12 protein-coding genes are annotated in these 12,602 nt (G+C 66.6%); 5 read left to right on the forward strand and 7 right to left on the reverse strand.

What is annotated here, in order from left to right; translation table 11 throughout:
- Positions 1 to 84: 84 nt before the first annotated feature.
- The gene (locus Mschef_RS04800; protein ID WP_081126645.1) at positions 85 to 1,326 is read right to left on the reverse strand and encodes a threonine/serine exporter family protein; all 1,242 of its coding nucleotides are present in this window, start codon (positions 1,324 to 1,326) and stop codon (positions 85 to 87) included.
- Positions 1,327 to 1,440: 114 nt separating this feature from the next.
- Here Mschef_RS04800 and Mschef_RS04805 point away from each other — a divergent pair, with 114 nt between their 5' ends.
- On the forward strand, positions 1,441 to 2,319 hold the full coding sequence (locus tag Mschef_RS04805) for a DMT family transporter (protein ID WP_081126646.1): 879 nt from the start codon (positions 1,441 to 1,443) through the stop codon (positions 2,317 to 2,319).
- On the opposite strand, the gene Mschef_RS04810 is transcribed toward Mschef_RS04805, so the two are convergent.
- The 5 genes from Mschef_RS04810 to Mschef_RS04830 all read right to left on the reverse strand — a co-directional run bounded on the left by Mschef_RS04810 (position 2,320) and on the right by Mschef_RS04830 (position 5,839).
- Complete coding sequence (locus Mschef_RS04810; RefSeq protein ID WP_242426448.1) at positions 2,320 to 2,817, reverse strand: NfeD family protein; 498 nt, start codon at positions 2,815 to 2,817, stop codon at positions 2,320 to 2,322.
- Positions 2,814 to 3,761: an SPFH domain-containing protein gene (locus Mschef_RS04815; RefSeq protein ID WP_081126647.1), complete on the reverse strand. Its 948-nt coding sequence runs from the start codon at positions 3,759 to 3,761 to the stop codon at positions 2,814 to 2,816. Before Mschef_RS04815 ends, Mschef_RS04810 begins: the two co-directional genes overlap by 4 nt.
- 120 nt (positions 3,762 to 3,881) lie before the next feature.
- Positions 3,882 to 4,394: a hypothetical protein gene (locus Mschef_RS04820; protein ID WP_081126648.1), complete on the reverse strand. Its 513-nt coding sequence runs from the start codon at positions 4,392 to 4,394 to the stop codon at positions 3,882 to 3,884.
- A 73-nt stretch (positions 4,395 to 4,467) separates the two neighbouring features.
- On the reverse strand, positions 4,468 to 4,665 hold the full coding sequence (gene hemP / locus Mschef_RS04825; RefSeq protein ID WP_081126649.1) for a hemin uptake protein HemP: 198 nt from the start codon (positions 4,663 to 4,665) through the stop codon (positions 4,468 to 4,470).
- A 196-nt stretch (positions 4,666 to 4,861) separates the two neighbouring features.
- Positions 4,862 to 5,839 (reverse strand): aldo/keto reductase, encoded by a 978-nt coding sequence (locus tag Mschef_RS04830; protein ID WP_081126650.1) that lies wholly within the window; start codon positions 5,837 to 5,839, stop codon positions 4,862 to 4,864.
- 317 nt (positions 5,840 to 6,156) lie between these two features.
- Between Mschef_RS04830 and Mschef_RS04835 the strand changes: the two genes are divergently transcribed.
- Positions 6,157 to 7,746 (forward strand): S10 family peptidase, encoded by a 1,590-nt coding sequence (locus Mschef_RS04835; RefSeq protein WP_081126651.1) that lies wholly within the window; start codon positions 6,157 to 6,159, stop codon positions 7,744 to 7,746.
- 7 nt (positions 7,747 to 7,753) lie between these two features.
- On the opposite strand, the gene yjgA is transcribed toward Mschef_RS04835, so the two are convergent.
- Positions 7,754 to 8,317 (reverse strand): ribosome biogenesis factor YjgA, encoded by a 564-nt coding sequence (yjgA, locus tag Mschef_RS04840; RefSeq protein WP_081126652.1) that lies wholly within the window; start codon positions 8,315 to 8,317, stop codon positions 7,754 to 7,756.
- 65 nt (positions 8,318 to 8,382) lie between these two features.
- Between yjgA and pmbA the strand changes: the two genes are divergently transcribed.
- The 3 genes from pmbA to Mschef_RS04855 all read left to right on the forward strand — a co-directional run bounded on the left by pmbA (position 8,383) and on the right by Mschef_RS04855 (position 12,534).
- Positions 8,383 to 9,753: a metalloprotease PmbA gene (gene pmbA, locus Mschef_RS04845; RefSeq protein ID WP_242426449.1), complete on the forward strand. Its 1,371-nt coding sequence runs from the start codon at positions 8,383 to 8,385 to the stop codon at positions 9,751 to 9,753.
- An 80-nt stretch (positions 9,754 to 9,833) separates the two neighbouring features.
- The gene (locus Mschef_RS04850) at positions 9,834 to 11,300 is read left to right on the forward strand and encodes a DUF1800 domain-containing protein (RefSeq protein ID WP_081126654.1); all 1,467 of its coding nucleotides are present in this window, start codon (positions 9,834 to 9,836) and stop codon (positions 11,298 to 11,300) included.
- Position 11,301: 1 nt separating this feature from the next.
- Entirely contained in the window at positions 11,302 to 12,534 is a 1,233-nt protein-coding gene (locus Mschef_RS04855) for a DUF1501 domain-containing protein (RefSeq protein ID WP_081126655.1), read from the forward strand.
- Positions 12,535 to 12,602: the final 68 nt, after the last annotated feature.

The following is a 12,602-nucleotide window of genomic DNA, read 5'->3' on the forward strand; positions in this document are numbered from 1 at the left end:
ACCGATCTGCAATGGATCGATTCGCCCAGGCGAATTGTTGAACGCCATGCGACGCCGGTCATGTGCCGGCGTTTCATTTGCGGCCTACAGGCTGCGTCGCGGGCCGATCAGCAAATCGCCAAACAGCAGTCCCGCGACCAGCGCCACCAGCAATGAAATCAGCAGCACGGCGGCATCGGTGCCGATATGCACATTGCGCTCCAGCAGCAAGGACACGCTGCGAAAGCCGACCGCTCCCGGTACCAGCAGAATGATGCCTGGCTCACGCAGCAGCGCACCGGGACGATGCCGGTAGCGCGCATAGAGATTGCTCAACGCGGCAATGATCAATCCGCCAACGAACACTCCGAAGCTTGGCCCGTACAACCCGGTGCCCATGCGCGTGCTCAGATAGCCAATGATCGCCGCACCCATGACCAGTGGCCAATCGCGTGGCGCGGTCTGAAACAGCACGCCGAATGCTGCGCTGCCCAGCAGCAGCGCCGGAAACTCGATCCAGTTCGGCGCCGCCGCCAGCGGCGCGCCGAGGGCGTGCCAGCCGAGCAGGTCAAGGATCTGCGCGCCGGCCAGCGTGCCGAAGGTGAGCTTGAGCAGACTGGACAGCGCTCCAGCCAGGCGTGCCGTCCCCGAGACCAGGTGTTGCGTGGAAATCTCGCGCACCGCATTGGTCAGGGCCAGACCTGGCATCAGCACGATCAATCCCGAGATCACTACCGTTTTCAGCGCCAATGGCACGATGAAGGCGCCGATGGCACCGGCGATCAGCGTGGCCAGCAAAGCCGCGATCGCCTCGCTGGCCACGGCCATGCGCGGATGCCCGGCACTGCTGACGGTGACCTGGCCGATGACGATGCCGATCACGCCCGCAGCCAGTTGATCGACCCACGCGCCGTGCAGCAAGACCGCCACCATGGCCGCGGCAATGCCGAATGCCGCGACACTCAGCGGCCACCACCAGCGCGGCCGCGGCTCGGTCAACGCGCGCAACTGGCGGAAGCCGTCCTCGACGTCGAGCGTGCCGGCAATCACCTCGTCGGCGATGCGATCGACCCTGCATAGGCGCGCCAGATCCACATCGCCTGGCGGCAGGCGCATTACCTGCGTGACTTCGGCCAGGGCAGCGGCGTTGGTTGCGTCCAGCGTGCTGGCCGAAAGGATGATCGCGGTCGGGCTCGACCAGACCTCGATGCGCAGTCCCAGGCGCTCGCCCATGCGTGACACGGCCATTTCCAGGCGTGGCGCCGCGGTGCCGTATTGATGCAGACGCCGTGCCGTCTCGACGACAAAAGCCACGCGCGTATTGAACGGTGAACGGTGCGCGCTCATGCGCGGCCTCGCAATTCAGGGGTGGTCCGGGTGCGAACGCCAGGCCAAAGCGATAGGCGGCGTGCGCAATCCAACGGATAATGCAGCGCTGGTGCGTGTGGGGCGGAGGGCGCCATGGGCTTGGGTGAGGCGCTATCCATTGGCAGTGCACTGGCGTGGGCGGTGGCGGTCATTATCTACAAACGCCTGGGTGAGACGCTGCCGCCGCTGCTGCTGAATCTGCTCAAGAACCTGTTGGTGCTGGGCATGCTGCTGCTGAGCGTGCTGGCACTGCGCACGCCGCTGCCGCATCTGGACGCGCTCGGCGTGGGTGTGACGTTGTTGTCCGGGTTGCTGGGCATGGCGGCGGCCGACAGCCTGTATTTTGCCGCGCTCAACAAGCTCGGTGCCGGGCGTGCCGGGATTCTGGGCAACCTGTACAGCCCATTCGTGATCGTGTTGTCGGTGCTGTTTCTGGGCGAAACCATGCGTCCGCTGCAATGGTTGGGTTTCGTGCTGGTCAGCTTGGGCGTGCTGGTGGTGGGTCATGCGCAGGGGCAGGCAGCGGCCGTGGACAGGGCACGTGCGCGGCGCGGATTCATCCAGGGCATCGCCGCGATTTTCTTGATGGCAGTGGCCATCGTGCTGATCAAACCATGGCTGGCCTGGCAGCCGTTGCTGTGGATGGTGTTGTTGCGCACCCTGGGTGGCTTGCTGGGATTGGGTCTGGTGTTCACGTGGCGGCGGCAGTCGCCACTGCACTGCCTGCGCGGTAGGCGCCTGCGCTGGCCGCTGCTGCTGCTGGCCGCGTTCATTGGCCAGTACGTGGCCGTGCTGCTGTGGGTCGGCGGCTACAAGTATGCGCCGGCCACGGTGGCCGCGATCCTCAATGAAACCAGCTCGGCGTTCATCGTGCTGCTGGCGGCACTGCTGCTGCGTGAGCCGCTGACGCCACGCAAGTTGATCGGTGTGAGTTGCACGCTGGCCGGTGTTTCCTGCCTGCTGCTGGCCTGATCAGCCGCGGTTGGCAGCTTCGGCCGTTGTCGACGCTGCGTCTTGCACAGCACGCACCTTGAGCAGGATGCCTTCGGCGGCGATAACCTCGACCTCACTGCCGGCGGGGAGATCCGGTCCCGTTGCCAGCCACACGCCATCGCCGACGCGCACACGACCGCGGCCTTCGTGGATGGCCTCGCTCAGCACCAGGCGGCGCCCAATCAGGCTGGCGCCGCGACGGTTGAGGGTTGTGTCGCTGTACTCGCTGCGCTGCAGGCGCGGGCGCAGCCAGCGCCAGTAGGCCACGCAGGACAAAAACGCCAGCACGGTGAAGGCAACTGCCTGCGCCAGTACGCCCAGTTGCGGCAGCAGCATCACCACGAAGCCAGTGGCCGCGGCACCGATGCCGATCCACAGCAGAAAATAGCCGGGAGCCAGCACCTCGGCTGCGGCCAGCACCAGCGCCAGCGACCACCACACGAAGTGACCTGGCATGTTGACGATGAACTGGGTCATGGTCTTGGGCCTGCTGCAACCGCCTTGCGTGCGCTGCTTTCGCTTTGCGCGGTGCGCACCAGATCGGTGATGCCGGCCAGCGCGCCGAGCACGCCGGTGGCTTCCATCGGCAGCAGCATGGTTTTCTGGTTGGGCGAATCGCCGAACACTTTCAATGCTTCGATGTATTTGATGGCGACAAAGTAATTGAGCGCATTGACATCGCCCTGCGCGATCGCCACCGAAACCAGTTCGGTGGCCTTGGCGTCGGCTGCGCCCAGACGCTCGCGCGCCTCGGCTTCGCGGAATGCGGCTTCGCGCTTGCCTTCGGCCGCCAGGATGACGCTTTGCTTCTCGCCCTCGGCCTTGAGGATCGCGGCCTGGCGGAAGCCCTCGGCTTCGAGGATGTTGGCGCGCTTCTCACGTTCGGCCTTCATCTGTCGCGCCATCGAGTCGACCAGATCGCGCGGCGGCTGGATGTCCTTGAGCTCGATGCGCGTGATCTTCAGACCCCATGGATGCGTGGCCTCGTCGACCACGCGCAGCAGGCGCGTGTTGATCTCGTCGCGTTTGCTCAGCGATTCGTCCAGATCCAGCGAGCCCAGCACGGTGCGAATGTTGGTCATCACCAGGTTGATCACCGCCAGCTCCAGGTTGGCCACCTCGTAGGCGGCCTTGGCGGCGTCGAGCACCTGGTAGAACACCACGCCGTCGACCTTGACGACCGCATTGTCCTTGGTGATCACATCCTGGCTGGCGACGTCCAGCACCTGCTCCATCATGTTGACCTTGCGCCCGATGGCGTAGATGAAGGGGATCAGGAAATGCAGGCCGGGATCGAGCGTGGCGACGTACTTGCCGAAGCGCTCCACGGTCCACTCGTAACCCTGCGGCACGATGCGCACCAGCTTGACCAGCACGATCACCGCGACCACGACCAGAATCAGTGCAAAAACCAATGGCATGTCACTCTCCCCCGATGTGGGGTCCAGTATAAAGCGCGTTCGCTCAGGCACGGTGGACAGAAGCCATGCCGCGCCCGGGCCTCGGCGCGCGTTGCGCCGCGGCTTGTCACGCGCGCAGAGTCAGCGTTCGAGTTGGCAGGCTTCCTCGCACGCCAGTTGCAGGGCCAGCACCTGTCCCGGCGTCGATAGCTGCCGCGTCCGCAATGCGCGTAAGCGCGGCGCGGTGCGTGTCCACTGCACGACCAGGGCGGTGCCGGCCAGCGCGCGCTGGCCCGGCAGTGTGTCATTGCGGCAAGGCAGCCTGGCGCACAGCGCGTCCCATTGGCAGAAATCGGTATCAGGCAGCAGATAGAGCCGCGCCTGAATCTCGCCGCGTAGTGTTTCCAGGCTCAGCCATTCACGCGGACCGGCGGCGCGGACCTCGGCGCTGACGCTCACCAGCAGCGCGCCATCAGGCAGGCACCGCTCGCGCGCGATGCGTCCCGCGCGCGCGCAGCACAACAGTGGCCCCAGTCCGCGCAGCCACAAGGCACGCTGATGCAGGAACGCCTGCAGCGGCGCGGCATGGCCATCATGAAAAGTGCCTGCATCCTGTTCGTCAGGCGCGATGCCGTTCACTGCGCGCAGGTTCATGGTTGGTTCGCTCGAGACGTGGTTCGGTGCCATGGCGTCATCCGCACGCCATCTGCCGCGGGTCGCCGTGGCTTTATTTGGTCAGGATCAGCTTGTCGTTGCGTGTCAGGCGCAAGTGGTAAGTCTGACCCAGGTGCTCGATGGCAAGTTCGCGCGCGCCGGCCAGCAGCTGATGGCTGTCGACTTGCCGCGCTCGCTGCGGTGCAGTTGGTGCGGGTGTGCGGACAACGCTGGCAAGGTGAGAGGTCAGAGGCGGGGTGTGCAGCAGCATGGGGATTCTCCGATCGGCACAGCAAATAATAATCATTCCTATCTGCAATGCAAGTGCTGCTCGCCGCCAGCCACGAATCAAGGCATGCGAAAGCTTGCGGCTGCCCGATCATGATGGACACCGCTGTCGATCGATCGCAGCCCGCGGGCATCGGGCGCCCGTGACCATGAAGCCGCATTGTTGCTGCGTGGTTTCTTCAGCTTGCGGCGAGGTTGTTCTCGATGTGCTGCCACGCGGCTGCATCGAGGCGCTGCGCGACGGCCAGCGCGGCGAGATTCTCCTCGAGCTGGCTGATGCGACTGGCACCGAGGATCACCGTGCTGACATGCGGATTCTTCAGGCACCAGGCGATGGCCAGTTGCGCCGGGCTGCATTCGAATTCCATGGCCAGCGCCGGCAGCGCGGCGGCGCGGCGCGCGTGCGCACCGCCTTCGGCATCGAGCACGGCCTCGCGTAGCCAAGCATTATCGCTCTGGCCCAGGCGTGAGTCCGCCGGAACCTTGGCGGCGTATTTTCCGGTGAGCAGTCCGGAAGCCAGCGGCGACCACGTGGTGATGCCGAGACCCAGCGAGTTGTAGATCGGCGCGTATTCCTGCTCGACGCGCTCGCGGTGCAGCATGTTGTATTGCGGCTGCTCCATCTGCGGGCCGATGAGGTGGTGCGCGTGCGCGAATTCGGCGGCTGCGTTGATGAGTACAGCCGGCCATTCGCTGGTGCCCCAATACAGCACCTTGCCCTGGCGTACCAGCGTGTCCATGGTCAGCACGATTTCGGCGACCGGGGTGTCCTCGTCCGGGCGATGGCAATAGTAGAGATCGAGATAATCCACGCGCAGCCTGCGCAACGCCTGATGGCAGGCATCGGTGAGGTGTTTGCGCGACAGGCCGCGCTGGGTCGGGGCCGGATCGGGCAAGCGCCCGAAGTAAGCCTTGCTGGACAGGCAGTAGCTGTCGCGTGGCAGGGCCAGTTCGTGCAGCGCGGCGCCCATCACCTCCTCCGCCACACCGTGGGCATAGACCTCGGCGTTGTCGAAAAAATTGACGCCCTGCGCGTGCGCATAGGCCAGCATGTCGCGTGCGGCGCGCTGGTCGACCTGACGCCCGAACGTGACCCAGGCGCCGAAGGACAGCGCGGAGAGTTTGAGACCGGAAGAACCCAGACGACGGTATTCCATGGCAATTCCAGATGAGGGAGAACCCTCAGGCTTGGGGCGGGCAGACGCCCATGCAAGAGCGCGCGGCCCGGTCCGCGGGCGGAGCGCGGATGCGCAGGCTACAAAGGCGTAATAGAAAACACTGTTTTGCATCGGTCCGACGGTTCCTGCGCGCGGACGCTGCGCATACCGACGTCGAATGCGTGCAGCGATGCGCATTGCTGAATCGTAAGGCGCCGTTGCCGGGTGCTCAGGCGCGCGGAACTTGCGCGCGCCGCGCGACTCTTGTTCTGCGTCGCATCGTCCTATCCCTACCCAGTCTGCCCCAGGAGTCCTCCATGTCTGCTCGCCATCTTGCACTGGCCGTGGCCATCGCCGCCGCGCTGCTGCCGATTTCTGCATTTGCCGCCAAACCGGAAGCCAAACCGGGCGCGCATGCAACCAACATCGATCATTACTGGGCCATGCCGCATACCTCGGCGACGACGGGCGAGGTCACCATCAACGGCAAGCACATCGACTACACCGCCGATACCGGCACCATCATCCTGCACGACAAGCAGGGCAAGCCCACCGGCGAGATGTTTTATGTGGCGTATATCAAGCGCGGCGTGGATGCCGCCAAGCGTCCGATTTCCTTCCTGTACAACGGTGGTCCGGGCTCGTCCTCGGTGTGGCTGCACATGGGCGCATTCGGCCCGGTGCGCGTGGTTACCGACAGTCACATCCACACGCCGCCGGCGCCGTACCGGTTGGTCAACAACGATTACAGTCTGCTCAATGCCAGCGATCTGGTGTTCGTCGATGCGATGGGCACCGGGTACAGCCGCATCCTCGGCAAGGCCGAGGGTGGCGTGGGTACGCCGAAGATGTTCTACGGCGTCGATCCGGACGGCCAGGCCTTCGCCCAGTTCATCAGCAATTTCCTGTCGCAATACGGGCGCTGGAACTCGCCGAAATACCTGATCGGCGAGAGCTACGGCACTACGCGCAATGCAGTGCTGGCCAACATCCTCGAGCAGCAGGACAACATTGACCTCAACGGCGTGGTGATGATGTCGAGCATCCTCAACTTCGATACCAGCATCGATCAGCCCAACCTCAATCCCGGCATCAACCTGCCTTATGCGCTGGCACTGCCCTCGTATGCCGCGATCGCCTGGTATCACAAGGCACTGGCCAATCCTCCAGCCACGCTGCATCCCTGGCTGGACCAGGTGCAGACCTGGGCGATGGGGCCATACCTGCAGGCGCTGAACGAGGGCGCCGCGCTACCGGTGGCGCAGGAAGACGCCATCGCCAGGCAGATGGCGACCTACACCGGCTTGCCGGAGCGCTATGTGCTGCGCGCGGATCTGCGCGTGACCGGGCCCGAATTCGAACAGACCCTGCTGTTGCCGCGCGGCGAGACCACCGGGCGGTTGGATGCGCGCTTCTCCGGCCCGACCATGGATCCGCTGGCGGAGTCGGCCATGTACGACCCGCAGAGCGCGGCGATCAGTTCGGCCTACACGGCGGCGTTCAACGACTACGTGCGCAAGACGCTCAAGTTCGGCGGCAAGCACACCTACAAGATCGTCTCCAACACCGTGGGCAACGACTGGAACCTGCTGCATACGCCGCCAGGACAGACCACGCCGGCCTATATCGCGACCAACGTGATGCCCGATCTGGCCGCAGCGATGAGCTACAACCCGGATCTGAAGGTGATGGTCAATGCCGGCTATTACGATCTGGCGACGCCGTACTACGCGGCGTGGTACCAGTTCGAGCAGTTGCCGATGCAACGCAAGCTGATGCACAACATCCAGTTCCACTACTACCACGTCGGGCACATGCTCTACGTGCGGCCGCAGGACCTGGTGAAGGTGCACGCCAATATCGTCAAGTTCATCCGCAGTACCGATCACGAGCCCGCGACACGCTGAGGCTGCTTCAGTCCGTCGCGTCTTCCGGAGTCGAATCCGTGGTCGCTTTGGCGACTGCGGATTCCAGCGCACGCAATTGGCGCAGTAGCTCGCGATACGCGTGTGGCGGGCGATTGCCGGCGCGCTCGACACGGGCCTGACGGATCAGCGCGCGCAGATTCTGCCGGTCGGCCAGCGGATGACGCTGCAGCAGTTCACCCAGCGCTGCATCGCCCTCGGCCAGAAGCTGCTCGCGCAGCGCCTCGAGCCGATGCGCAACGGCCACCTCGCGGCGATGCGCCACGATGTCGCCGCCCAGCGCCGCGCGCGCCGCTGCGAAAGCATCCTCATCATGGCGCCGCATCAGCTTGGCCAAAAACTGCAATTGCCGCTTGCGCGCCACCGGCGCGGTGATGCGGCGCACGTGGGCGATTTCCGTACGCACGTCGTCGGGCAGATCGATGCCTGCCAGGCGCGAAGGCGGCAGGGTCAGCAGCGCTTCGCCGAGATCGAACAGCGCCAGCGCATCGCGGCGCCGCTGGCTGCGACTGGGTGCCTCGAAGCCTTCGGTTTCGTCGTGGTCGGATGGCATGTCGTGGCACACTGCGCGGCTGATGGGACGCGCAGCGTAGCGCGCCCGCGATGCGAGACCTATCCATGCCCAGTGCCGTGATCGCCGCCGGCGATGCCGATTTGAACCCCGCCGCTGAACTCGACCGGCTTGGCGCCATCGCCGCGGAGGTGATCGCGCGCGCGCGCGGTGCCGGCGCCAGTGCGGCCGAAGTCAGCGCCAGCGTGCAGACCGGACTCAACGTCAATGTGCGCATGGGCGAGGTGGAAACCATCGAGCATACGCGCGATCGCGGCTTCAGCCTCACCGTGTATTTCGGTCAGCGCAAGGGCAGCGCCAGCACGGCTGATCTGAAGCCCGCGTCGATCGCGGCGACGCTGGAGCACGCCTGCGCCATCGCGCGGCATACCGAGTCCGATGCGGCCGCCGGACTTGCCGATGCCGCGCTGATGGCCACGCAGTTTCCCGACCTCGACCTGTGGCATCCGTGGCCGTTGAGCGTGGAGGACGCCGTGCTGCTGGCGCAACGTTGCGAGTCCGCCGGGCTCGAAATCGCCGGTATCGCCAACAGCGAAGGCGCCAGCGTCGGCAGCGGCAGCGCGCTCGAGGTCTATGCCAACTCGCATGGCTTCTTCGGCCGCGAGCACGCCACGCAGCACTCGCTGTCGTGTGCGTTGATCGCCGGCAACGGCGCGGATGGCATGCAACGCGATTACTGGTGGGACAGCGCGCGCGCGCAGGAGGATCTGATGGATGCCGCCGCGCTGGGCCGCCGCGCCGCCGAGCGCACGCTGGCGCGACTGGGTGCGCGCACGCTGGGTACGCGCACCTGCAAGGTACTGTTCACGCCGGATACGGCGCGCTCGCTGCTCGGACATCTGGTCGGCGCGGTCAGCGGTGGTGCGCTGTACCGGCGTGCCAGTTTCCTGCTCGATCAGATCGGGCAGAGTCTGTTCCCGGCGCACATCAACATCATCGAGCGGCCACGTCTGCCGCGCGGCCCGGCTTCGGCCACGTTCGATGCCGAAGGCGTGGCCACGCGTGAGCAGCCTTTGATCGAAAACGGCGTACTCGGGCGCTATGTCCTGGGCAGCTATTCGGCGCGCAAACTGGGCCTGTCCAGCACCGCCAACGCCGGCGGCGTGCGCAACCTGATTCTCGAGCCGGGTGCGCTGGACTTCGCGCAGATGCTTGATGCCATGGGCAGCGGGCTGGTGGTGACCGAACTGATGGGGCAGGGCGTCAACACCGTGACCGGTGATTACTCGCGCGGCGCCGCCGGTTACTGGGTCGAGCACGGCGTGATCGCGTACCCGGTCGAGGAAGTCACCATCGCCTCCAACCTGCGCGCCATGTTCGCCGGCATCGAAGCCGTGGGCCGCGATCTGGATGCGCGCGGCGGCCTGATGACGCCCTCGCTGCTGATCGGCGCGATGACCGTCGCCGGCGCCGACTAGCCCGGTCCGCGTCAACGCGCAACCTGGCCGCGCGTTGTGCATGGACAGATGCGGCCGTGTTCTGGCTGCGGAGTGCGGTGATGGGTGCTGCCGATGCAAGACGCGCTGCGAGCGCGCTGAATCGTCTCGGTCTGGGTGCGCACAACGGCGAGATCGTGGCGTTGGGCGATGCCGAGGCCTGGGCGTTGCGTCAATCCAGCCAGCGCGCCGAGGATTTGGGCGTGTTCACCGGCCTGCCGGATAGCCTCGACTACCTGCGCAAGGAGGCGCAGTTGCAGCAGCAGCGGCGTGCGCTCAAGCGTGCGGACGCAGGCACGCCACGGCCGCCTGCCATTGGCAAGGACGGCAAGCCGGTCAATCCGCTGGCGCGCTTGTATGTGCAGATGTTTGGCGCCGATCTGCGCCGCGAGGCCAGCGCGCGCTGGCAGCTGGCTGCGCGCAGCGAAACACCCTTCGCCGAGCGCCTGGTGCGCTTCTGGTCCAACCACTTCGCGGTATCGGTGGACAAGTTCCCGGTGCGCTTGTACGCCGCGCCGATGGAGCGCGAGGCGATCCGCCCGCACCTCAACGGGCGCTTTTACGACATGCTGATCGCGGTCGAGCAGCATCCGGCCATGCTGCGCTATCTGGATCAGGCGCAGTCGGTGGGCCCGGATTCGCCATTGGCCGAGCGTGTCGACCGGCGCCTGGCGCGCCGTGCCGACGGACAGCCCGCGCGCAAGCTGGGACTCAACGAAAACCTCGCGCGCGAGATCATGGAGCTGCACACGCTCGGCGTCGGCGCGCATTACACCCAGGCCGACGTCACCCAGTTCGCGCGCGCGCTGACTGGCTGGAGTCTGCCGACACCGCGCGAGCTGGAGCAGGGCGAGGTCACCGCCGCGTTCAAGTTCCGCCCGTTCGCGCACGAGCCCGGCAACGTCAGCGTGCTGGGCAAGGTCTACGATCAGCGCGGCGAGGATCAGGCCAAGGCCATCCTCGCTGACTTTGCCATGCATCCGGCCACCGCGTGGCATCTGGCGAGCAAACTGGCCACGCACTGCGTCAGCGATACGCCGCCGCCGGAACTGGTCGATGCCATGGCGCAGGCCTATCGCGCCAGTGGCGGCTTGCTGCCGGCGCTATATGCCGCACTACTGCAGCATGCGGTGACGTGGGCGCCGGAGGCGCGCAAGATCCGCACGCCGCAGGATCTGCTGGTTGCCGGCTTGCGCGCCGGCGCCATCGATCCGGGCGACAAGCCGCAACCGTGGGAAGGTTTGCTGATGCGCCTGGGACAGCCCACCTTCATGCCGCGCTCGCCGGCCGGTTACACCGATGTCGCCGCCGACTGGGTGGCGCCGGATGCGCTGTGGAAGCGCGTGCAGGTGGCCGAGGCACTGGCCGAGCGTGTCGTGCGCGTGGGCCTTGAGCCGCGGGCGCTGGCGGCGGGCGTGATCGGCCCCGCGCTGCGCCCCGACACGCTCACCGCGCTGGCGCGCGCCGAGGCGCCCGAGCAGGCGCTGGCGCTGCTGTTCGCCAGCCCCGAATTCCAGTGGAGGGTGTGAGATGAGCACGCGCCGCGAATTCCTGCGCTTGATGGGACTGTCCGCCACGGCCGCCGCCACGTTGACGCTGTGGCCGGGCATCACCCTTGCCGCCACGGGCGCCGACACGCGCCTGCTGGTGCTGATGCTGCGTGGGGGTCTGGATGGCATCCATGCGCTGCCGCCGTATGGCGATCCGGGCTATGCCGAGCTGCGCGGGCCGCTGGCGCTGACACCCAGCGGCCCCACCGCGGAAGACCCGGCTGCGCTGCGCCTGGACGGCACCTTCGCGCTGCATCCGGCGCTGCGCTTCGCGCAGCAGCTCTACCAGCGTGGCCAGTTGCTGCCGATCGTCGCGGCCGCACCGCCGTACTGGGGGCGCTCGCATTTCGAGGCACAGGATTGCGTGGAAAACGGCACCGCCACGCCGGATGGCGCGCAGACCGGCTGGCTCAATCGCGCCGTCGCCGCACTGCCGGGCATCGATGGCCTGGCGGTGAGCACGGTGATGCCGCTGATGATGCGCGGCGGTGGCCGCATCACGACGTGGTCGCCGCCGCTGCCGATGCGCGTCAATCCGATTCTGTTGCAGCGCCTGGAACCGCTGTACGCCGAGGACCCGCGGCTGGCAGTGGCCTTCGCCGACGCACTGGCCAATCAGGGTGCCAGCGGTGGCGCGGCGCTGGCTCCGGCTGACGCGATGGCGGCCGGCAAGGCCAAGGCCATGGGCAGCGGCGGCCGCCTGCCGCAATTGATGCAGGCCGCAGGCACGTTCATGGCCAGGGCCGACGGTCCGCGCATCGGCTTCGTCGAGGACTATGGCTGGGATACCCACGCCAATCAGGCCGCGATCCTGTCGCGCAAACTCAAGGAGCTCGACAACGCCTTCGCCAGTTTCGCGCAGGCGGCGCAGCCGGTGTGGTCGCGCATGGTCATGGTGGTGGTCACCGAATTCGGCCGCACCGCGCGCATCAACGGCACCAACGGCACCGACCACGGCACCGGCGGGGTGATGTTCGTGGCCGGCGGCGCGGTGGCCGGCGGGCGCGTCGGCGGGCAGTGGCCGGGCATGCGCCCGCAGCAGCTGTATCAGAATCGCGACATCCACGCGACCACCGATTTCCGCGCCGTGTTCAAGGGTTTGCTGGCCGCACACCTGGGCATCGGCGAGCGCGTGCTGGCCACACGCGTGTTTCCAGGCAGTGCCGCGCTGGCTCCGCAGGGTGGTTTGTTGCGTGCAGCCCTGGCGGCGTGAGGCGCCTGCGGCGAGGTTGCGATTGACACTGCGCGCGGCGCGCGTGAGGCTTGCCGGCATGACCACGG

The organism is Metallibacterium scheffleri, from assembly GCF_002077135.1.
Classification (GTDB): Bacteria; Pseudomonadota; Gammaproteobacteria; order Xanthomonadales; family Rhodanobacteraceae; genus Metallibacterium; species Metallibacterium scheffleri.

Coding starts and splice junctions, on each gene's coding strand:
- Mschef_RS04800 (WP_081126645.1), bottom strand. CDS start 1,326: ATGAGCGCGCACCGTTCACCGTTCAATACGCGCGTGGCTTTTGTCGTC.
- Mschef_RS04805 (WP_081126646.1), top strand. CDS start 1,441: ATGGGCTTGGGTGAGGCGCTATCCATTGGCAGTGCACTGGCGTGGGCG.
- Mschef_RS04810 (WP_242426448.1), bottom strand. CDS start 2,817: ATGACCCAGTTCATCGTCAACATGCCAGGTCACTTCGTGTGGTGGTCG.
- Mschef_RS04815 (WP_081126647.1), bottom strand. CDS start 3,761: ATGCCATTGGTTTTTGCACTGATTCTGGTCGTGGTCGCGGTGATCGTG.
- Mschef_RS04820 (WP_081126648.1), bottom strand. CDS start 4,394: ATGAACCTGCGCGCAGTGAACGGCATCGCGCCTGACGAACAGGATGCA.
- hemP (WP_081126649.1), bottom strand. CDS start 4,665: ATGCTGCTGCACACCCCGCCTCTGACCTCTCACCTTGCCAGCGTTGTC.
- Mschef_RS04830 (WP_081126650.1), bottom strand. CDS start 5,839: ATGGAATACCGTCGTCTGGGTTCTTCCGGTCTCAAACTCTCCGCGCTG.
- Mschef_RS04835 (WP_081126651.1), top strand. CDS start 6,157: ATGTCTGCTCGCCATCTTGCACTGGCCGTGGCCATCGCCGCCGCGCTG.
- yjgA (WP_081126652.1), bottom strand. CDS start 8,317: ATGCCATCCGACCACGACGAAACCGAAGGCTTCGAGGCACCCAGTCGC.
- pmbA (WP_242426449.1), top strand. CDS start 8,383: ATGCCCAGTGCCGTGATCGCCGCCGGCGATGCCGATTTGAACCCCGCC.
- Mschef_RS04850 (WP_081126654.1), top strand. CDS start 9,834: ATGGGTGCTGCCGATGCAAGACGCGCTGCGAGCGCGCTGAATCGTCTC.
- Mschef_RS04855 (WP_081126655.1), top strand. CDS start 11,302: ATGAGCACGCGCCGCGAATTCCTGCGCTTGATGGGACTGTCCGCCACG.